This is a genomic window from Cryobacterium arcticum, assembly GCF_001679725.1.
In the GTDB taxonomy this organism is placed as follows: domain Bacteria; phylum Actinomycetota; class Actinomycetes; order Actinomycetales; family Microbacteriaceae; genus Cryobacterium; species Cryobacterium arcticum_A.
Genome location: NZ_CP016282.1, coordinates 640,755 through 660,614 on the forward strand (window position 1 = coordinate 640,755; position 19,860 = coordinate 660,614).

Annotated in this window: 15 protein-coding genes; 9 read left to right on the plus strand and 6 right to left on the minus strand. The window is 67.9% G+C overall.

From position 1 onward, the window contains the following. Window positions 1-49: 49 nt before the first annotated feature. Complete coding sequence (locus PA27867_RS02815) at window positions 50-1,057, minus strand: LacI family DNA-binding transcriptional regulator (RefSeq protein ID WP_236900813.1); 1,008 nt, start codon at window positions 1,055-1,057, stop codon at window positions 50-52. Next, entirely contained in the window at window positions 1,054-1,233 is a 180-nt protein-coding gene (locus PA27867_RS21040; protein WP_208857368.1) for a hypothetical protein, read from the minus strand. The genes PA27867_RS02815 and PA27867_RS21040 overlap by 4 nt, the downstream gene beginning before the upstream one ends. Before the next feature lie 55 nt (window positions 1,234-1,288). On the opposite strand from PA27867_RS21040, the gene PA27867_RS02820 reads away from it, so the two are divergent. From PA27867_RS02820 to PA27867_RS02840, 5 genes are all read left to right on the plus strand, one after another. Then, window positions 1,289-2,605, plus strand: a complete 1,317-nt coding sequence (locus tag PA27867_RS02820) for an ABC transporter substrate-binding protein (protein WP_084020602.1) — start codon at window positions 1,289-1,291, stop codon at window positions 2,603-2,605. A 90-nt stretch (window positions 2,606-2,695) separates the two neighbouring features. Next, window positions 2,696-3,580, plus strand: coding sequence for a carbohydrate ABC transporter permease (locus PA27867_RS02825; protein WP_066592918.1), 885 nt, complete (start codon window positions 2,696-2,698; stop codon window positions 3,578-3,580). A gap of 3 nt (window positions 3,581-3,583) precedes the next feature. Continuing rightward, window positions 3,584-4,498 carry a carbohydrate ABC transporter permease gene (locus tag PA27867_RS02830; RefSeq protein ID WP_066592919.1) on the plus strand — a complete coding sequence of 305 codons (915 nt, stop codon included), beginning with the start codon at window positions 3,584-3,586 and terminating at the stop codon, window positions 4,496-4,498. A 6-nt stretch (window positions 4,499-4,504) separates the two neighbouring features. After that, window positions 4,505-7,165 (plus strand): alpha-L-rhamnosidase, encoded by a 2,661-nt coding sequence (locus PA27867_RS02835; protein ID WP_084020604.1) that lies wholly within the window; start codon window positions 4,505-4,507, stop codon window positions 7,163-7,165. Between the two features lie 108 nt (window positions 7,166-7,273). Beyond that, the gene (locus PA27867_RS02840) at window positions 7,274-8,314 is read left to right on the plus strand and encodes a family 43 glycosylhydrolase (RefSeq protein ID WP_066592921.1); all 1,041 of its coding nucleotides are present in this window, start codon (window positions 7,274-7,276) and stop codon (window positions 8,312-8,314) included. On the opposite strand, the gene PA27867_RS02845 is transcribed toward PA27867_RS02840, so the two are convergent. The 3 genes from PA27867_RS02845 to PA27867_RS02855 form a co-directional block, all read right to left on the minus strand. Then, window positions 8,305-8,808 (minus strand): GNAT family N-acetyltransferase, encoded by a 504-nt coding sequence (locus PA27867_RS02845; protein WP_066592923.1) that lies wholly within the window; start codon window positions 8,806-8,808, stop codon window positions 8,305-8,307. The two genes, PA27867_RS02840 and PA27867_RS02845, sit on opposite strands and share 10 nt — an antisense overlap. A gap of 83 nt (window positions 8,809-8,891) precedes the next feature. Beyond that, a complete protein-coding gene (locus PA27867_RS02850) occupies window positions 8,892-9,203 on the minus strand; it encodes a transcriptional regulator (RefSeq protein WP_066592926.1) in 312 nt (103 codons plus the stop codon). Next, complete coding sequence (locus PA27867_RS02855) at window positions 9,203-10,102, minus strand: hypothetical protein (RefSeq protein ID WP_157109097.1); 900 nt, start codon at window positions 10,100-10,102, stop codon at window positions 9,203-9,205. Before PA27867_RS02855 ends, PA27867_RS02850 begins: the two co-directional genes overlap by 1 nt. Window positions 10,103-10,389: 287 nt before the next feature. Between PA27867_RS02855 and PA27867_RS02860 the strand changes: the two genes are divergently transcribed. Next, window positions 10,390-11,757, plus strand: coding sequence for a glucose-6-phosphate dehydrogenase (locus PA27867_RS02860; protein WP_066592929.1), 1,368 nt, complete (start codon window positions 10,390-10,392; stop codon window positions 11,755-11,757). A gap of 149 nt (window positions 11,758-11,906) precedes the next feature. Here the strand turns inward: PA27867_RS02860 and PA27867_RS02865 are convergent, their stop codons facing one another. Then, window positions 11,907-13,349 carry a helix-turn-helix domain-containing protein gene (locus PA27867_RS02865; RefSeq protein ID WP_066592931.1) on the minus strand — a complete coding sequence of 481 codons (1,443 nt, stop codon included), beginning with the start codon at window positions 13,347-13,349 and terminating at the stop codon, window positions 11,907-11,909. Between the two features lie 179 nt (window positions 13,350-13,528). Between PA27867_RS02865 and PA27867_RS02870 the strand changes: the two genes are divergently transcribed. The 3 genes from PA27867_RS02870 to PA27867_RS02875 all read left to right on the plus strand — a co-directional run bounded on the left by PA27867_RS02870 (window position 13,529) and on the right by PA27867_RS02875 (window position 19,836). Further along, the gene (locus tag PA27867_RS02870; RefSeq protein WP_084020606.1) at window positions 13,529-15,415 is read left to right on the plus strand and encodes a phosphoenolpyruvate carboxykinase (GTP); all 1,887 of its coding nucleotides are present in this window, start codon (window positions 13,529-13,531) and stop codon (window positions 15,413-15,415) included. A gap of 165 nt (window positions 15,416-15,580) precedes the next feature. Then, window positions 15,581-16,693 carry a hypothetical protein gene (locus PA27867_RS20510; RefSeq protein WP_157109098.1) on the plus strand — a complete coding sequence of 371 codons (1,113 nt, stop codon included), beginning with the start codon at window positions 15,581-15,583 and terminating at the stop codon, window positions 16,691-16,693. After that, on the plus strand, window positions 16,600-19,836 hold the full coding sequence (locus PA27867_RS02875) for an alpha-mannosidase (protein ID WP_066592933.1): 3,237 nt from the start codon (window positions 16,600-16,602) through the stop codon (window positions 19,834-19,836). The genes PA27867_RS20510 and PA27867_RS02875 overlap by 94 nt, the downstream gene beginning before the upstream one ends. Window positions 19,837-19,860 lie beyond the last annotated feature (24 nt).

Below are 19,860 nucleotides of genomic sequence, written 5' to 3' on the forward strand. Positions count from 1 at the left end.
GTCGAATCGTGACGGCGGCGGGGGAGGGCCCCCTGGGTATCCGCACCGGTCAGTCCCGGCGCCACGCCTCGCCGAGGGAGCTGCGCCGCGGGATCAGATCCGGTCTGATGACGACGGTGCGTTTCAGCGTGGAGGGGCCGCCCTGGATCTCATTGATGAGCAGCTGGGCTGCAACCCGCCCCATCTCCTCGCCGTGCTGGCTGATCGTGGACACGGGAATCGCGCTCTCGGAGGCGAAGTGGTTGTTGTCGTATCCGGTGAAGGCAATGTCGTTCGGCACCTCGTATCCGTGGTGCTCGTCGAGCGCTTGGATCGCACCCACGGCGAGCAGGTCCGAGGCTGCGATGGCGCCGTCGAAGAACCCCGCCGGCCGAGACAGAATGTCCTGGCCGGCCTGCCGTCCGTGCGTCATTCTGAGCCCGCGCGTTTCGATGTGTTCGAGGGTGACGCCCGGGATTTCGGCCACCGCAGCCTGCGCTCCGGCAAGGCGTTGGGCCACGGCCGTGAGCATGAGCGGGCCGCCGAGGAACACCAGTCGGGTGCGGCCGAGCCCGATGAGATGGCGGGCGGCCTCGTATCCTCCGTGCACCTCGTCGGCGACGACGCCGGAGTACGTTCCGGCCTCTGAGGCGTAGTTCACCAACACCAGCGGCGTCGTGCTCAACACCGAGTTGGTGCGCACGACCGCGGTGTCCAGCGGTGCCAACAACACCCCGGCGACCCTGGACTGTTCAAAAAGGCTGATGTTCAGCGACTGTTTCGCAACGTCCACATCGGAGTTCGCGATGAGCAGGTTCATGCCGTGCTGTCGCACCGTGGCTTCGGCACCGCGGGCGATGTCGACGAAGAGCGAGTTGCTGAGGTCGGCAAGGACAATTCCAATGGTGTTGCTCGTTCCAGCGGCGAGGGACCTGGCGGCATCGTTCCGCACGAATCCGAGCTCGGCGATCGATGCCAAGACTCGACGGCGGGTGCCCTCCTTGACCTTCTCCGGCCTGTTGAGCACGTTCGAGACCGTGCCCAGCGCCACCCCGGCGTGCCGGGCGACATCCGTCATACTCGGTGCCGATCTCCCGGCAACTCTTCGGGCTTGTGCCACCGGATCCATTTCCTCGTGCCGGGCGGCGCGGCGCCGCGTGTCAAAATGCTCGTCTTCTCCGCTCCCGTCACCACGGCGAAAATGAAGCGTTCCAAAACGATACCGTAGATGTGTTGACAGATGCGCGAAGACACCGTTACCTTCTTGTGAAACGCTTCAATTGTGAGGCTTCGCATTCAAGGAGGAATTGTGATCACAGCATTGACATCACGGCGGCGGCGTTTTCTGCCCCTCGTGGCCGTCCTCGGGGCAGGGACCCTCGCGCTCAGCGCCTGCGGCCCGGCCGGCGGCGGAAGCGGCGCAGCGAGCGGCACATTCAGCTACCTCGGGCAGACCGAGAACACCACCATCATCGGCACGTTGGAGAGCCTGGCCGCTGGGCAGTGCGCGACGGAGAACGACGCTGCCCCTCTGACTCCCGACAAGGCGGCTGGGCTGCAGTTCGACCAGAAGCTGCAACTCCTGGCCGGCCAGGATGCCCTCTCGAACATGTCGATGGCGGCGGGAACGCCGTCGCTGATGCAGCAGTTCATCGATGCCGGCCAGGTCGTCGACCTGTCGGCCGAGTTGGACAAGCTGGGCGTGACCGACAAGATCCTGCCGGCGGCGGAATCCACCATCAAGGCGCTCTACGGGCAGGACGCGCTGTATTCCCTGCCGACCGAGTTCAACATCGAGGGCTTCTGGTACAACAAGGCACTCCTGGCCGACAACGGCGTCGACGTGCCCACCACCTGGGACGATCTCGTGGCCGCTGCAGACACTCTGCAGGGCGCGGGGGTTCAGCCCTTCTCCGTCGACGGCAAGGACGGCTGGCCGGTCACCCGCCTGGTGGGCAACTACATCGCCCGCGACCTCGGCCCGGATGCCCTGAAAGACGTGGCCGACGGCAAGGCGAAGCTCACCGACCCGGAGTATGTCAAGGCCGCGGACGCCGTGGCGGCTCTGGGCACGGCCGGTTACTTCGGCGAAGCGATCGGATCGATCGACTACAACGCCGCCATGAACCAATTCCTCACCGGGAAGTCGGCTTTCTTCTACATGGGCAGCTGGGCGCTGGCGAACTTCAACGATGAGGCACAGAACACCATCGGAGCCGACAACATCGGCTTCGCGCCGTTCCCGGAGGTCGCCGGCGGCAAGGGATCGATCGACCAGGTTCCGGCGAACGTGGGCGTCCCGGTGATGTTCGCACAGAAGAACTTCGGCGCCGACCAGGAAGCCTGGCTGAAGTGCATCGTCGCCAACTACGGCGACACCGTGCTCACCGATAGTGGGGTGGTGTCGGGCTTCGCGCTCGACAACCCGCCGACGGACCTTCCGGAGACGACCCAGACCGTTCAGCAGGTGATCCAGGATGCGCCGTCCAGCATCCTCTGGTTCGAGGCTCTGTTCACCTCGAAGGGCACCAGCGTCAGCCAGACGAACGGCGGAGGCCTCGGAAGCGGAACGCTCAGCGGAGCCGACTTCATGGAGCTCGTGCAGGACGCAAACGACGAGGGCTAACCGGCTTCCCCACCACCCTGGGGGCGCGGTGTCCATGCCGCGCCCCCACACCATCCGACGCTGCTCCGCAGCCGACAGTGAGAAAGAACCATGGAAAGAGTCCTCGGCGACAAGCGCGCCATCCTGATCCTCCTCGGGCCGGCCCTGCTGGTCTATTCGCTCATCATGCTCGTGCCGATCGTCTGGTCCCTCGGCTACACGGTGTTCGACGGCAACCCGATCATCGGCTTCACCTTCAACGGATTCGGCAACTTCGCCAAGTTCTTCCAGGACCCGGCCGCGTGGAGCGCCATCTGGTTCACCGTTCGCTTCGCCATCGTCATGACCGTGCTGCAGGTCGGCGCCGGCTTCGGACTCTCCCTGCTCTACGTCTTCTGGCTGAAGAGGTCCTCCTCGGCCATCCGCACCATCATCTTCTTCCCGATCGTGCTGCCGACGGTGGCCGTCGCCCTGCTGTTCCAACGCCTCTTCGAAGCTGCGCCGACCACGGGACCGGTCAACTCCTTCCTGAAGCTGTTCGGCATGAACTCGGTCGACTGGTTCGGCACCCCAGACGCATCCTTTTGGATTCTGCTACTCATGGGCCTCTGGCAGTCCATGGGCTTCTACGGAGTCCTGCTGTATGCCGGCCTTCTGGACATCCCCGAGGAAATGCTCGAGTCTGCGCGCTTGGACGGCGCAGGCGGCTGGAAGCTCATCCGCACGATCGTTCTGCCGCTCTCCCTCCCGGTGCTCCTGTCGTCGATCATCTTCAGCATCAACGGCACCCTCAAGGTGTTCGACAGTGTCGTCGCGCTCACCAACGGCGGGCCCGGAAACGCCACGACTCCTCTGACGCTGTACATGTTCCAGACCTCGTTCACCTACGGGCAGTACGGGTACGGAAGCACGATCGCCCTCATGCTGACGATCCTCTGCCTGCTCTTCACCGTCTTCATCTTCCGGTCCACACGGCGCGACATCACGAAGGGCTGACCCATGGCCATCGACACCACAACCATCCGCCCACGCGGCACCCGTCCAGCATCCGACCGCCGGGATGTCCCGCGCAGCCGCAAGGTGACGCCGCGGCAGTTCGTCTCCCGGCTGCCGATCCGGATCTTCCTCACAGTCCTACTCATCATCGTGGTCTACCCGATGATCTGGATGTTGCTCGGGTCGTTCAAGACCCAGAGCGAGTTCCTCAACGAACCGTTCTGGACCCTCCCGCAGAGCTGGTCGCTGGACAACTACACCGCGGTCTTCGACAGCGGTTTCGGCCAGTACATCCTGAACAGCGTCATCGTCGTCTTCCCCTCCCTCGCCGTCGTACTCATCGTCGGAGTGGCGGCGGGTTTCGCACTGGAAGTGATGGTCTGGAAGGGGCGCGGAACCGTGCTGCTGCTCTTCCTGGCCGGCATCATGGTGCCCACCCAGATGGTGCTGTTGCCGTTGTTCACGATCTATTTCCGTACCGGGCTCACCGGCACATACTGGCCGATGATCCTCACCTACATCGCGACCGGGCTGCCGTTGACGGTCTTCATGATGGCCACGTTCTTCCGGTCGGTACCGCGGGAGATCTTCGAGGCGTCCACTCTGGACGGAGCGAGCATCCTTCGATCGTTCTGGGCGGTGGGCCTGCCGCTCGTGAAGAACGCCGTCTTCACTGTCGGCCTGGTGCAGTTCTTCTTCCTGTGGAACGACCTCTTGATCGCGCTGACCTTCACCAACAGCGACGCCTTACGCACCATTCAGGTGGGGCTGCTGAACTTCACCGGCCAGTACGGTGCTGTGCAGTACGGACCGACCTTCGCGGCCATCGCGGTCAACGTCCTTGGAACACTTTTCATCTACCTCTTCCTGAACCAACAGGTCATGAAGGGCCTCACCGCCGGATCGGTCAAGGGATAGCAACACATGAGCACCATCACCCACACATCAACCGCCGTCGTCGACAGCCTGTGGCTCGAGAACCGTCGCGGCGGCTCCAACCTCGGTATCGGTGAGAGGCGGCCACGCATCTCGTGGACGCTCAGCGCCGACGACCACGTCGAGTCGGTCGAACTGCAGCTCACTCGTGAAGACGGCTGCATCGAACAGCACACAACACCCGGCGGCTCCAACCGGCTCGTGCCCTGGCCATTCGCACCGCTCGCCTCACGCGAAACGGTGATATTGCGGCTCCGCCCCACCGCCTCGTCTGGCGCAGCGGATGCCGAGTGGAACTCCGGGATCGAGATCGAGGCCGGTCTTCTCGACCGCTCGGAGTGGACCGTGCCCTTCGTGGCCCCGTCCGTGACGGCCCCGCAGGGGGAGCTTCGACCGGGCTACCTCGTGCGCGCGGAATGGGACAACAGCTCCCTGGGGATCGCCCCCGGCGACGTGGCGAAAGCCCGGATCTACTCAACGGCACACGGTGTCTATGAACTCGAACTCAACGGCGCGCCCGTCTCGGAGGACCTTCTGTCACCCGGATGGACGAGCTACAGCCATCGCTTGCGCTATCAAACCTACGACGTGACCGAAGCCATCCGGTCGGGCCGCAACGCCATCGGCGTCTGGGTCGCGGACGGCTGGTACCGCGGTCGCATCGGTTTCGAGGGCGGTCTGTGGGATGTCTACGGTGACGACGTCTCGGTTCTCGTGCAACTGGAGGTCACTCTCCACAGTGGTTCCGTGATCTCGGTGCCGTTGGCGGACTCCTGGCGATGGGTGACGGCGCCCATCACCGAGGCCGGCCTCTACGAGGGGGAGAACTACGACGCCCGGCTTCTGCCGACCGGCTGGAGCGAGGTCGGGTTCGACGACGCCGGCTGGGAATCACCCCAGGTGCTTGACCTGGCCGCGTTCCCGGCCGAACTCGAGCCTCCGACGGGCCCGGCCGTGCGCGTCACGGAGACCTTGCGGCCGCTGAGCATCGAGGCCATCGACGGCAATCGCATCCGCTTGGACTTCGGCCAGAACATCGCCGGCAAGCTGCGCATCCGCGTCGCCGGACCCGCCGGGCAGGTCGTAAGCCTGCACCATGCCGAGGTGCTCGAAGATGGTGCCCTCGGCGTCCGGCCGCTTCGCTCGGCGGTCTCCATCGACCGGTACACCCTCGCCGGCGGCGGGCTCGAGCAGTGGACGCCACGGTTCACCTTGCACGGGTTCCGCTACGCCGAACTCGAGAACTGGCCCGGCGGCATCGACACCGTCGATGTGGAGGCTCTCGTGGTGCACACGGATCTGGAGCGCACCGGCTGGTTCGACAGCTCGCATCCCGGCCTGAACCGGCTGCACGAAAATGTGGTGTGGAGCATGCGCGACAACTTCGTCGACTTGCCGACCGACTGCCCTCAGCGCGACGAACGCCTCGGCTGGACGGGCGACATCCAGGTCTTCACCCCTACGGCCTTGCGCCTGTTCGGAGCGCACGGAACCCTTGGCGGCTGGCTTCGCGACGTCGCCTATGAGCAGGCGGATCAGGGGCACGTACCGAACTTCGTGCCCTGGATCGAGTGCGGGTTCCCCAACCACCCAACGGCGGCCTGGGGCGATGCCGCGGTGATCGTCCCATGGGAGATGTACCGGCATGACGGCGACACCCGCGTGCTCACCGACCAATACGTCAGCATGCGTGCGTGGGTAGATCTCGTCGACGATCTGACCAGGCACACCGGGCTCTGGGACGAGGGCTTCCAACTCGGCGACTGGCTAGACCCCGCCGCTCCTCCTGAGAGCCCCGGTGACTCGCAGACCGACAAGTACCTTGTCGCCACCGCGTATCACGTGCGGACGGCCCGGATCCTGGCCGAGACCGCAACGATTCTCGGAAAGAGCGCCGATGCCGCGCATTACCGCGCAGTCGCCGAACGGGCCACCCGTGCGTTCCAGGCGGAGTTCATCGCGCCCAACGGCAGGGTGGTCAGCGACACCGTCACCGCCATCGCCGTGGCGCTGGTCTTTGACCTCTTCGCCACGCCGGAACAATCCGCGCGGTCGGGAGACCGGCTGCTGCAACTCGTCGCGGCCGGCGACTTCCACATCAGCACCGGATTCGTGGGTACCCCGATCATCTGCGATGCACTGGTGAAGGCGGGTGGCCTCGACGCGGCCTATCACCTGCTCCTGCAAGAGGAGCTGCCATCCTGGCTCTACCCCGTGACGATGGGGGCGACTACCATCTGGGAACGGTGGGACAGCATGCTGCCGGATGGATCGGTGAACCCTGGGGACATGACGTCCTTCAACCACTACGCCCTCGGCGCCGTCGCCGACTTCATGCACCGGGTCGTGGCCGGTCTCGACTCCGCTGAGCCGGGATTCCGGAGCCTGCGGATCGCCCCGCGGCCGGGTGGGGGACTCACCCGAGCGTCAGCCAGCCACCTGACCCCCTGGGGAATGGCCTCGTCGCGATGGCACAGGGACGGTGCAAGGTTCAGCCTGGACGTGCAGGTGCCTGCCGGTTGCACCGCGACGGTTGTTCTCCCGGGCGTCGACACCGTTCACTCCGTCGGGGCCGGAGCGCATTCCTTCGCGATCGACTTCCGGGAAGCCGCAGACGACCCGAAGAAGCCGGCTTTTCGTCGCTGGTGATGCGCCGCTGTAACCAACACGAGCGCGCGCGGCATTCCCGCGCTGTCCCACCCCCACGCATCGGGCCTGCACGATAGCCGTGCTGGCCCAGCCCTTGAAAGGAACACCATGCAGAACGCCATCCGCCCCGGCCAGCCCTGGCTGGACACCAACGGAGAACGCATCCAGGCTCACGGCGGCTCCATCCTCGCCGTCGACGGCACGTTCTACTGGTACGGAGAGAACAAGGAGCGAACAGCCCCCGGCAACGGAATCTGGCACTGGGGCGTGCGCTGCTACGCCTCCACCGACCTCTACAACTGGGAGGACCGGGGCCTGATCATCCCGCCGGATCTCGACGACCCCGAGAGCCCAATGCACCCCGCCCAGCTCGCCGACCGCCCGCACATCATCTATAACGCGCGCACCCGCAAGTACGTGTGCTGGGTCAAAGTCATGCACCGCAACAACGAGCAGATGTCGAGCGTCTTCACCGCCGACGACATCCTGGGCCCGTACGAGCTCGTGCGCAGCGGGCTGCGACCGTTGGGCATGAACGCCGGCGACTTCGACCTCGTCGTCGATCCATCAGACGGAAAGGCGTACTACTACTTCGAGCGCGTGCACAGCGAACTGATCTGCGCGGACCTCACGGACGACTACACGGATGTCACGGGCAACTACTCGACGCATTTTCCGCTCGGGCAGCCCCCGTTCGTACGTGAGGCGCCAGCCTATTTCCTCCGCAACCGTCGCCACCACCTCATCACCTCGGGCACGACAGGGTATTTCCCGAACCAATCCGAGACCGCCGTCGCCGACAGCTACCATGGCCCGTGGACAGTGATCGGCGACCCACATCCCGGCGACGCGACTCGCACGTCCTACCGTTCGCAGCTGTCGTCGATCTTCAAACACCCGCTGAAGAAGGACCTCTACATCGCCCTGGGAGACCGATGGGTTGTGAATCCGCCGGCAGATCTACCCGACATCCCCGCCCTCTTCGAAAAGGTCTTCAGCCCGGGCACGGACCACAGCGAATGGGGCGCGGTCACTCTGCCGGACCCCGACACCTCCATCGCCGACTATGTCTGGCTGCCGATCCGGTTCAACGGCGACGACGTGATCATCGACTGGCACGACGAGTGGCGGGTCGAGGACTACGACTGATCGGGCCGGTGCTGCGGCTCAGGGGCGCTGCCGGGGGCGAGCGCGAGGGTCATGAAGACGCTGTGCGGGTCGAGCACGTAGTCCGCGAAGGGCGGGCAGACGGTGAACCCGTGCCGGGCGTAGAGCCGGTGGGCCGGCGCGAAGAACTCCTCCGTGCCGGTTTCGAGGTAGAGCCGCTCGAGGTTGCGCTCGCGGGCATCGGCCAGGATCCGGGCGAGCAGCAATGCGGCGACGCCCCGGCCGCGGGCCGTGGCGGTGGTGCGCATCGACTTGATCTCAGCCTGGGTGGCGGTCAGGCGTTTCAGTGCACCGCAGCCCAGCAGCGCCCCGTCCTCGCGCGCCGTCCAGAACGAGATCTCCGGCGCCGACAACGCCGAGTGGTCCAGGGCGTGCACGCTGTCGGCCGGTGAGGTGGCGAACATATCGGCCAGATGCTCATCCAGCAGCAGGCGCACGTCGGCGTTGGTGGGGCTGTCCGGCTGGATGCGAATCATGGAGACAAATTTACCGAACGGCTGCACCGGGCGCCGCCGCCGGTCTGATGCTGCGTCACAACCGCCGCCTCACCTCGAAACGGTCAGAGCGTCGGCGGCCCGGCAGCAATGGCCTGCAGCGCGGCGACGTGGATGCGCATGGCCGCGATCCCGACGCCCGTGGCGGTGAGCCAGGTGCGCGGCCGGTTGCCCACGAAGCCCTTGCGCACGGAAACGTAGCCCGCCGCGCTGAGGGTGCTGATCGCTTTGCTCAGGGCCGAATCGTCGGTTTCGAGCAGGTCGCGCAGGGTGGCGAAGTCGATTTCAGCATCCGCCCGCAGCGCCGCCATCACGGAGAAGCGCAGCGGGGTGAGCAGGGCGTCGTCGAGGTCGTGCCGAGGGTGGTGTTCGCCCATCAGACCTCCCAGATCGGCGCCGGCCGGAACGAGGCGACCACCAGCGGAGCCGCGATGAGGAGGCCGCCGACGACGCTCACGGCGTCGAGGTTCCAGCTGGTGCGGGAGAGCACGACGGACAACACGAGCGTCAGTGTGTACGAGCAGCCGAGCGCGGTCCACTGGGCAGGTCCCCAGTCCGTTGCGACTCGATCCAGGTCCACCCGGGTGGTGTGGCTGGCGATCAAGAACAGCAGGAACGCGCACGCGGCGATCGTCCCGGCGAGTCCGAAGGACGGCCCGGTCAGCACTCCGATCCCGCCGAGTCCGATGCCCAGCGCCGCGGTAAGGGCCCGGCCGGTGGGGTCCAGCAGGCCGGAGAGGGCCGGCTCCGACCGACGGACCCCGGCCGCGCGGGCCCGTCCGGCCGAGCGCAGCGCGACCACGATCACGGGAACAGTCGAAGCGACAGCCAGCGCCAGCGTCGCCGACCACGGCGTGCCCGGTGCCTGGAAGGTCAGGTAGGCCATGGCCGCGAACGGGAGGAAGCACGCGACGATGTAGCCTGCCCGATGTCGTTTGGCTCCCCGGCGTGTGGGTCGCCGCAGGCTACCCGAGAGCCCGCCGGTCAGAGTGGAGAGGGCGAAGATCCCCGACAGGACGAGGGATCCCAGGTCCATGGCGTCACGCCCTCTGTCATAAACCCCAGGCACGAGATTCGTGCCGGACGCCCCACTAAATCCGGACAAGGCGAACGCGAGGGCGTAGGTCACCACCGCCAGCGCCATCCACGCGTCGATGATGGCCTGGGTACGGGCATCAATGGCCTCGCGAACCCGGTCGCTGACGGCGTCGCTGGCCTGCAGCAACCTGGCCGCCGTATCCGGCTGTGGGCTGTCGTCGGCGTGTTGGCTGTTCATGTGTCCCCCGATCACTGCGACGATTCCATCGCGCAGTCAATCTAGCATCTACTTGCCAGATGGCAAGTTAATGCGGGCGTGATCGGCGACTCACGCCGGTCGGTGACGTCACAAACGAGCTCTCCCGCTCCTTCCGCGAACGACCTTGAGTAGTAGTCGGCCTTCGTGCAGTGCGTCCTGGCCGCCAACGCGCCAGGCCACATCGGCGAGCCCGATGTAACCTGGCGAACACCGCAGACACGCATGGCGTTCCCGTTCTGACTGCGAGTTGCGGCTAGGTTCGAACGATGGCTGCACACCGTAGAACCCTGGTCATTTTCGGCGCCGGCGGAGATCTGAGCACCCGCCTGCTTCTTCCGGGCCTCGGGCAGCTTCTCGCAGCCGACCGTGGCATCGAGCTTGAGCTGATCGGAGCGAGCAACGCGGAGCTCACCGCGGAGGCGTGGAAAGACCTGCTCCGCACGGCCTTCGCGAAGGGCGGCGCCGACCCGGATGCGACCGAACCGGTGGTGGCCCGCAGTCGGTACGTCGTCGCCGATGTCACCGACGCCGACGATCTGCGCCGCATCCTCGGTCGCTGTGAGACTGCGCCCGTGCTCTACTTCGCGCTTCCGCCGGCCGTGACCGAAGCCAGCTGCCGCGCCCTCGACACCATCGAGCTCCCGGACGGCATCTCGCTTGCCCTGGAGAAGCCTTTCGGTACCGACCTGGCCAGCGCGGCGGCGCTCAACCGCCTCGTCTCGCGCCTCGCGCCCGAATCCAGAGTGCACCGCGTAGACCACTTCCTGGGCAAGTCCACGGTGCTGAACCTGCTCGGCCTTCGCTTCGCGAACCGGCTCTTCGAGCAGAGCTGGAATGCGGAGAACATCGAGAAGATCGAGATCCACTACGACGAAAAGCTGGGCCTGGAGAGTCGCGCCGGCTACTACGACAAGGCGGGCGCGCTCGTCGACATGATCCAGAGCCACCTGCTGCTGGTGCTGGCCCTGGCGACGATGGAACCCCCGTCGACCCTCGACGCCGACGACCTGCGCGGGGCGATGGCGCAAGCGTTGCGCGCCACCCACCTGTGGCCCGGCGAGCCCGACCAGGTCGCCCGCCGTGCCCGCTACACCGACGGCACGATCGACGGACGCGACCTGCTCTCCTACGCGGACGAAGAGGGCGTCGACCCGGCGCTGGAGACCGAGACCCTCGCGCAGATCACCCTCACCGTCGACAACTGGCGGTGGGCCGGGGTGCCCATCGTGTTGCGCTCGGGGAAGGCCCTCGATGACACCCGCAAGGACATCGTGGTCACCTTCAAGCCCGTGCCCCATCTGCCCACCGGGTTCACCTCCGCGCCCTCACCCACCCTGTTGCGCATCGCGCTGGACCCCAACGGGATCCAGCTCGACATCAACGTCAACGGCGAGGGCGACCCGTTCACCCTCGAAACGGTGTCGCTCGAGACCGACCTGGGCGCAGGCCAGCTGGATGCCTACGGCGAGGTCCTCGCGGGCATCCTCACCGGGGACCCGTCGATTTCGGTGCGGGCGGATGTCGCCGAGGAATGCTGGCGGATCATCACCCCGATCCTCGAGGCGTGGAAAAAGGGCGCCGTGCCGCTCGACGAGTACCCGGCCGGCAGCGTCGGCCCCGCCCACTGGGGCTGACCCGCCCCACTCACGACTCGGGCTCCCAAGACCCTGGGTGGTGATGCACAGCTCCTGCAGAATTCAGTACAGACGGGACGGATGCCCGTATTCACCCGGGCAGGGACCGGGCGACGACCGAATTGCAGGAGTCATGCCTCCGGCGGCCGCTACTTGTCGGCGTGCGCCTCGAGGAACTCGTAGACCTCGGTGTCGTCGACGCCGGGGAAGGTGCCGCTGGGCAGCGGGGAAAGCACGTGCGCGTGTAGCCGGGCGCTCGGCCAGGCCTGCCCGGCCCAGCGGGCGGCGACCGAGCCGGACGGGCGCCGGCAGCAGGACTCGTCGGGGCAGCGCGACACCGTGCGCTGCGTGGTCTCCCGGCCGCGGAACCACTTGGCCTGCGCGAACGGGGCTCCGACGCTGATCGAGAATTCGCCATCCGAGGTGGTGCCGGTCTGGGTGGCGCACCAGAACGTGCCCGCCGGGGTATCGGTGTACTGGTAGAACTCGGTGGTGCGGTTGGTGTGCGTGAACGCGCTGCGGGCGCTCCACTGCTTGCAAACCAGCTGCCCCTCGATCGACCCGGTCACATCGGCCGGCAGCGGCAGACCGTCGTTCTCGTAACCCTTCTGCAGGGCGCCGTCGCCGGAGACCCGGAGGAAGTGCACGGTCATGTCCAGGTGCGCGGTGGCGAGGTTCGTCAGCCGCAGAGCCGCGGCCTCGTGGGTGACCCCGAACGCGTCGCGCAGGTCTTCGACCGAGAGCACCCGGTCGCGTTTGGCGGTCTGCAGAAAGCTGCGGGTCGCCTCCAACGGCATCAGGCAGCAGGCGGCGAAGTAGTTGATCTCCAGCCGCTGCCAGAGGAACTCGGCGTAACTCGCCGGGCGTTCGTGGCCGAGCAGGCGGTGCCCCATGGCCTGCAGCGCCATCGAACGCAGCCCGTGTCCGCCGGGGATCGACGCCGGAGGCAGGTAGATGCGGTGGTTGGCCAGGTCGGTCACAGACCGGGTGGAGTGTGGGAGGTCGTTCACGTAGATCAGGGTGAAACCCAGCTGCTCGGCCATCACGCTCACCTCCCGGTGCGTGAGTGCCCCGGAGACGTGGCCGGAGGCGCGCACCCGCTCCTCGGCGAGTTGCTCGATGTCGGGCATGTAGTTGCCGCGTTCACGCATCCGTTCACGCAACTCGGTGTTGGCCCGGCGGGCCTCCTCGGGGGTGGCGATGGCCTCGCTGGCGCGGCGGGCCAACTCCCGGTGTAAGCCAACGAGCGACTCGATCGCCGGCAGCGGCATGCCCTTGGTCACCTTCACCTGGGGCAGTCCGAGCGCGCCGTAGAGCGGGTTCTTCTGCGCCCGGGCCAGTTCGATCTCCAGGGCCGCGCGGGTGTTGGGCGCCTCCCCGCTGAGCAGATCGGCGAGCGGCACCCCCAGAGCCTGGGCCAGCTGCTGCAGCGTGGACAGCTTGGGCTCCCGGCGGCCATTCTCGATCAGCGAGAGTTGGCTGGCCGCCAGGCCCACCTGCTCGCCGAGCTGGTCGAGCGTGAGCGCTCGCTCGCTGCGAAAGTGACGGATGCGGTGACCCAGGGTGACGAGGTCGGAGGCCGGCGTTGGCATTCCTTAAGCATACGTAAAGAAGCGTGTTTCTTAACAAGGGTTTTTCGGTTTCTGCGCCGAATCCGGTCGCATTCTTATTGAACAGGACGAAATTAGCGTTCTGCCCCTGCTTCACTCACCGTGGCAGCCGCCCGGGAGTACTTTGCCCAGTGAAAAAGCATCTTGAGGAAGGCCAGACAATGACCGTCACCCACCCCGGCCAGAGCCGCATCCGGGCCCACGCCGCCCACTCTACCGAGACCACCGTGCCCACCGCCTACGGGGCGCCCACCGGCACCACCGACCCCGCGCTGCAGGCCTGGGTCGACGAGATCGCCCGCCTCACCCAGCCGGACGCCATCGTCTGGTGCACCGGCACTGCCCAGGAGGCCGACACTCTCTCGAAGCAGCTCGTCGCCGAGGGCAAGCTCATCCGGCTCAACCCGGAGTGGCGGCCGAACAGCTTCCTCGCCCGCACCAGCCCGAGTGACGTGGCCCGGGTGGAGGACCGCACGTTCATCTGCTCTACCCACCGTGACGACGCCGGCCCGACGAACAACTGGGCCGAACCCGGCCGGATGCGCGCCGAACTGGGCGCCGTCTTCACCGGCAGCATGCGCGGCCGCACGATGTACGTCGTGCCGTTCTCGATGGGCCCGCTCGGCGGCCCCATCTCGCAGCTCGGCGTTGAGCTCACCGACTCGCCCTACGTGGTGCTCAACATGGGCATCATGACCCGGATGGGCCAGGCCGTGCTGCGCCTGATCGAGGCGGGCACGCCGTGGGTGCGCACCGTACACAGCGTGGGCTTCCCGCTCGTGAACAAGGCGGGCATCCGCCGCGCCGATGTCACCTGGCCCAGCAACGACACCAAGTACATCGTGCAATTCCCGGAGGACCGTGAGGTGTGGTCGTTCGGGTCCGGCTACGGCGGCAACGCGCTGCTGTCGAAGAAGTCGTTCGCGCTGCGGATCGCCTCGGTGATGGCTCGCGACGAGGGCTGGCTGGCCGAGCACATGCTGCTGATCAAGGTCACCTCGCCCGAGGGCGGCACCTACCACGTGGCCGCCGCGTTCCCTTCGGCCTGCGGCAAGACCAACCTGTCGATGCTCAAGCCCACCGTGCCCGGCTGGACCGTGGAGACCATCGGCGACGACATCGCCTGGCTGCGCCCCGGCAGCGACGGCCGGCTCTGGGCGATCAACCCGGAGGCCGGGTTCTTCGGCGTCGCTCCCGGCACCGGCGAGACCACCAACCCCACCGCCGTGCAGACGGTGTGGGGCAACACCATCTTCACCAACGTCGCCCTGCGCGACGACGGCGATGTCTGGTGGGAGGGCCTCACCGACACCCCGCCGGCGCACCTCACCGACTGGGAGGGCAAGTCCTGGACCCCCGACAGCGGCCGGCCCGCCGCGCACCCCAACTCCAGGTTCACCGTTCCCGCAGCGCAGTGCCCGTCCATCGCCGACAGCTGGGAAGATATCGGCGGGGTGCCCATCGACGCGATCATGTTCGGCGGCCGCCGCGCCACCAACGTGCCGCTCGTCGCCGAGGCCCGCAGCTGGAAGCACGGCGTGTTCATGGGTGCCACCATCTCGTCGGAGAAGACCGCCGCCGCCGAGGGTACCGTGGGGGAGTTGCGCCGCGACCCCTTCGCGATGCTGCCCTTCTGCGGCTACAACATGGCCGACTACTGGGCGCACTGGTTGCGTGTCGGCCGGGGCCTCGGCGCGCAGGCACCCGCGGTCTTCCAGGTCAACTGGTTCCGCAAAGGCGAGGACGGCAGCTTCCTCTGGCCCGGCTTCGGTGAGAATTCGCGGGTGCTCGAGTGGATCATCCGCCGGGTCGAGGGGGCGGCGGAAGCCGTCGACACCCCGATTGGGCTGCTGCCGGTGGAGGGTGCGCTCAACGTCGACGGACTCGATGTGAGCCCGGATGCGCTCGAGCAGCTGTTCCGCATCGACCCGGCCTCCTGGCTGGCCGAGTGCGATCTCACCGAGGCGTTCTTCGCCCGGTTCGGCAGCCGGGTACCCGCGGCGCTGCACGCCGAACTGGCGAGCGTGCGCTACCACCTCTCCGCCTAGCGGGCCGCGGCACGGTGAGCCGTCTCGGGTAACTGACCCCTTCGTCGGTCGAGACCTCGAGACCTCGTGAGTGGTGTCGCGAACGTGTGTGGCTCGCGGGATCTCGACAGGCTCGATCAGCGTATGGGTCGCGCCCGTCTCGTCGGTCGAGCTTGTCGAGACCTGGTGAGCGTTGTCGCGAACGTGTTTGGCGCGCGGGATCTCGACAGGCTCGATCAGCGTGTGGGTCGCGCCTGTCTCGTCGGTCGAGCTTGTCGAGACCTCGTGACCGTTGTCGCGAACGTGTTCGGCTCGCGGGATCTCGACAGGCTCGATCAGCGTATGGGTCGCGCCTGTTTCGTCGGTCGAGCTTGTCGAGACCTGGTGAGTGGTGTCGCGAACGTGTTTGGCGCGCGGGATCTCGACGGGCTCGGTCAGCGTGTGGGTCGCGCCTGTCTCGTCGGTCGAGCTTGTCGAGACCTCGTGACCGTTGTCGCGAACGTGTTCGGCTCGCGGGATCTCGACAGGCTCGATCAGCGTATGGGTCGCGCCTGTTTCGTCGGTCGAGCTTGTCGAGACCTGGTGAGTGGTGTCGCGAACGTGTTTGGCGCGCGGGATCTCGACGGGCTCGGTCAGCGTGTGGGTCGCGCCTGTCTCGTCGGTCGAGCTTGTCGAGACCTGGTGAGTGGTGTCGCGAACGTGTCTGGCGCGCGGGATCTCGACGGGCTCGATCAGCGTGTGGGTCGCGCCTGTCTCGTCGGTCGAGCTTGTCGAGAGCTGGTGAGCGTTGTCGCGAACGTGTTCGGCTGGCGGGATCTCGACAGGCTCGATCAGCGTGTGGGTCGCGCCCGTCTCGTCGGTCGAGCTTGTCGAGACCTCGTGAGCGTTGTCGCGAACGTGCGCACCTCGCGGGATCTCGACGGGCTCGACCAGCGTGTGGGTCGCGCCTGTCTCGTCGGTCGAGCTTGTCGAGACCTCGTGAGCGTTGTCGCGAACGTGTTCGGCTCGCGGGATCTCGACAGGCTCGATCAGCGTATGGGTCGCGCCCGTCTCGTCGGTCGAGCTTGTCGAGACCTCGTGAGCGTTGTCGCGAACGTGCGCACCTCGCGGGATCTCGACGGGCTCGATCAGCGGAGGGGTTGCGCCGGCCAATCCGTCACCCGCGCCCGCGGATCGGGCTATGGTGCGCTCGAGCGGAGGCACGCATGCATCACAACGAACGGCTGCACGACGAACGACTCTACCGGGTCCTGCGGGAGCGGCTGCTGCCCGCCGTCTACCGGGCGCGGCATCCGCTGACGATCACCGCATGGTCGGCGGATGCCTCCCCGGGCGCGTCGGTGACCGACCCGCCCGTGCGGTTCGCGGAGGCCGTGGCCCAGAACTTCGCCCCGATCGAGCCCGGCGCCCGGTGGGGCACGGCCTGGGGCAGCACCTGGTTGCACGTCACCGGGGTGGTGCCGGCCGCGTGGGCCGAGAGCCGCGGCACCGAGCCGGAGCTGGTCGTCGACCTCGGTTTCACCGCCGCGATCCCCGGGTTCCAGGCCGAGGGCCTCGTCTATGCCGCCGACGGCCGGGTGGTCAAGGGGCTGCAGTCGCTCAACCGCTGGGTGCCGCTGCCGGCCATGACTCCCGACGACGACGGCACCTCCCCGGCGGCCGGCGCCACGAGCCCGGGTGGCGTGATCGACCTCTACATCGAGGCCGCGTCGAACCCCGACCTCGTGCACGACTTCACCTTTGCTCCCACACCGCTCGGCGACCCCGCCACCCTCGGCACCGATCCGCTGTACACGCTCGGCCGGATCGACGTAGCCCTGCGCGACCTCGAGGTGTGGAACCTGGTGCAGGACATCCGGGCGCTCGACGGCCTGCAGGGGGAACTGCCGGCGGCCTCCACGAGGCGCGCCCAGCTGCGGGCCGGGCTGGCCCGCTGCCTGGACCGGCTGGACCCGGACGACGTGGCCGGCACCGCGCCCGCCGCCCGGGCCGAACTGGCGCCGCTGCTGGAGCGCCCCGCGGCCGCCAGCGCCCATCACGTGCACGCCGTCGGGCATGCGCACATCGACAGCGCCTGGCTCTGGCCGCTGCGGGAAACCCCGCGGAAGGTCTCCCGCACCCTCGCCAACGTGCTGGCGCTCGCCGAGGGCAACCCCGACTTTCACTTCGGCATGTCGTCGGCGCAGCAGTTCGCCTGGGTGAAGGAGCACGACCCGGAGCTGTTCGCCCGGGTGCGCGCGGCCGTCGCGGCCGGCACCATCGTGCCGGTCGGCGGCATGTGGGTGGAGTCCGACACCAATCTGCCCGGCGGTGAAGCACTGGTGCGGCAGTTCGTGGCCGGGCAACGGTTCTTTCGCGAGGAGTTCGGCTGGGAACCCCGGGCGGTGTGGTTGCCCGACTCGTTCGGGTATTCGGCCGCGTTCCCGCAGATCGCCAGGCTCGCGGGGATGCGCTGGTTCCTCACCCAGAAGCTGTCCTGGAGCGACACCAATGTGTTCCCGCACCACACCTTCAGTTGGGAGGGCATCGACGGCAGCCGCATCTTCACCCATTTCCCGCCGGTGGCCGACTACAACGCCGAGCTGAGCGCCGCCGAACTGGCCCGGGCCGAGCGCCTCTTCGCCGAGAAGGCCGCGGCCACGCTCTCGCTGGTGCCGTTCGGCTGGGGCGACGGCGGGGGCGGCCCGACCCGGGAGATGCTCGCGGCCGCCCGCCGCACCCGGAACCTCGAGGGGTCGCCCACCGTGGAGCTGTCGACTCCGCAGGCCTTCTTCGCGGCGGCCGAGGCGGAGCATCCGTCGCCGCCGGTGTGGTCGGGGGAGCTGTACCTGGAGTTCCACCGCGGCACCTACACCTCGCAGGCCCGCACCAAACGGGGCAACCGGCAGAGCGAGAGGCTGCTGCGCGAGGCCGAGCTGTGGGCGGCGACGGCCGCCGTGCGCACCGGCGCCGCCTACCCCTACGCCGCCCTCGAGCAGGCCTGGCAGACGGTGCTGCTCCTGCAGTTCCACGACATCCTGCCCGGCACCTCGATCACCTGGGTACACCAGGAGGCCGAACGGCTGCACGCCCGCACGGACCGGACGCTCACGGCCATCATCGACGAGGCCGTACGCGCCATCGCCGGGCCCGGCAGTCGGCGGCTGCGCCTGAACGCCGGCCCCTACGCGGTGGACGGCGTGCCCGGGCTCGGCGCCGATTCCGACGGCGCACCCCCGGTTCCCGGCTATGCAGCGGCCCTGATCGAGCACAGCCCGGCGGGCCTCGTGCTGCGGAACGGCCTGATCGCCGTCACCATCGACGCCGACGGGCTGATCCCGTCACTGCGGGACGTGCTCGCCGACCGGGAACTCATCCCGGCCGGCAGCCGCGGCAACCTGCTACAACTGCACCGCGACACCCCCACCCGGTGGGATGCCTGGGACATCGACGAACATCACCGCCGCACCGTCACCGACCTCACCGAGGCCGACGTGGTCGAGGCGCTCGTGGACAGCGACGACGTCGTGGGGGTGCGGGTCGTGCGCACCTTCGGCCGCTCCCGGGTGGAGCAGCAGCTCACCTTGCGCGCCGGCTCGGCCACGCTGGATGTGCGCCTGGTGGTCGACTGGTACGAACGGCAGAAGCTGCTGCGGCTGGTGTTCCCGTTCGACGTGCAGGCCGACCGGGCCGCGTCCGAGATCCAATTCGGCCACGTCTTCCGCCCCACGCATGCCAACACCACTTGGGATGCGGCCCGGTTCGAGACCGTGGCGCACCGGTGGGTGCACGTGGGCGAGCCCGGCTACGGGGTGGCGGTGGCGAACGACTCCACCCACGGGCACGCGATCGACCGCACGCCGCCCGGTGCCGTGAAACCGGACCGTGCCGAGCACGACCCGGCGGATGCTGCCGATGCGGTGGGCACCCCGGCCGCCCAAACGGGTGCGGAACGCAGCGGCACGACGGTGCGGCTCAGCCTGCTGCGCGCCCCGGTCTACCCCGACCCGACCGCCGATCAGGGCCGCCATGAGCTGCGGGTGGCGGTGCGCCCGGCCGCCGGCATCCCCGAGGCCGTCGCCGAGGGCTACCGGCTCAATGTGCCACTCCGAACGGTCACCGGAGTCGGCGCCGTCGGCATCGAGCCGCTCCTCCGGCTGGACAACCCCGCGGTGGTCGTGGAGGCGGTCAAGCTGGCGGACGACCAGAGCGGCGACCTCATCGTGCGGCTCTACGAGGCGCACGGCAACCGGTCGACGGCCCGGCTCATCCGTCACTTCGAGGCAACGGATGTGGTGGAAACCGACCTGCTCGAGCGCCCCCTCGCCGTATCCCGCGTCGAGCTCGCCGCCGGAGCGCCCCTGGCCGAGGAGTCCTCCGGGGTGCCTGCCGGGCCTTCCCGCGAGCTGATCCTCACCCTGCGGCCGTTCGAGATCGTCACGTTGCGCTTCCGCCGCCCCTGAGCCCGTGAGCGAGCGCCGACGCCG

Excerpts from the sequence above, each read along its gene's own strand:
- PA27867_RS02845 (WP_066592923.1), bottom strand. The coding sequence starts at position 8,808 with ATGATTCGCATCCAGCCGGACAGCCCCACCAACGCCGACGTGCGCCTG.
- PA27867_RS02855 (WP_157109097.1), bottom strand. The coding sequence starts at position 10,102 with ATGAACAGCCAACACGCCGACGACAGCCCACAGCCGGATACGGCGGCC.
- PA27867_RS02875 (WP_066592933.1), top strand. The coding sequence starts at position 16,600 with ATGCATCACAACGAACGGCTGCACGACGAACGACTCTACCGGGTCCTG.
- PA27867_RS02865 (WP_066592931.1), bottom strand. The coding sequence starts at position 13,349 with ATGCCAACGCCGGCCTCCGACCTCGTCACCCTGGGTCACCGCATCCGT.
- PA27867_RS02815 (WP_236900813.1), bottom strand. The coding sequence starts at position 1,057 with ATGACGGATGTCGCCCGGCACGCCGGGGTGGCGCTGGGCACGGTCTCG.
- PA27867_RS02830 (WP_066592919.1), top strand. The coding sequence starts at position 3,584 with ATGGCCATCGACACCACAACCATCCGCCCACGCGGCACCCGTCCAGCA.
- PA27867_RS02870 (WP_084020606.1), top strand. The coding sequence starts at position 13,529 with ATGACCGTCACCCACCCCGGCCAGAGCCGCATCCGGGCCCACGCCGCC.
- PA27867_RS02850 (WP_066592926.1), bottom strand. The coding sequence starts at position 9,203 with ATGGGCGAACACCACCCTCGGCACGACCTCGACGACGCCCTGCTCACC.
- PA27867_RS02835 (WP_084020604.1), top strand. The coding sequence starts at position 4,505 with ATGAGCACCATCACCCACACATCAACCGCCGTCGTCGACAGCCTGTGG.
- PA27867_RS02860 (WP_066592929.1), top strand. The coding sequence starts at position 10,390 with ATGGCTGCACACCGTAGAACCCTGGTCATTTTCGGCGCCGGCGGAGAT.
- PA27867_RS02825 (WP_066592918.1), top strand. The coding sequence starts at position 2,696 with ATGGAAAGAGTCCTCGGCGACAAGCGCGCCATCCTGATCCTCCTCGGG.
- PA27867_RS02840 (WP_066592921.1), top strand. The coding sequence starts at position 7,274 with ATGCAGAACGCCATCCGCCCCGGCCAGCCCTGGCTGGACACCAACGGA.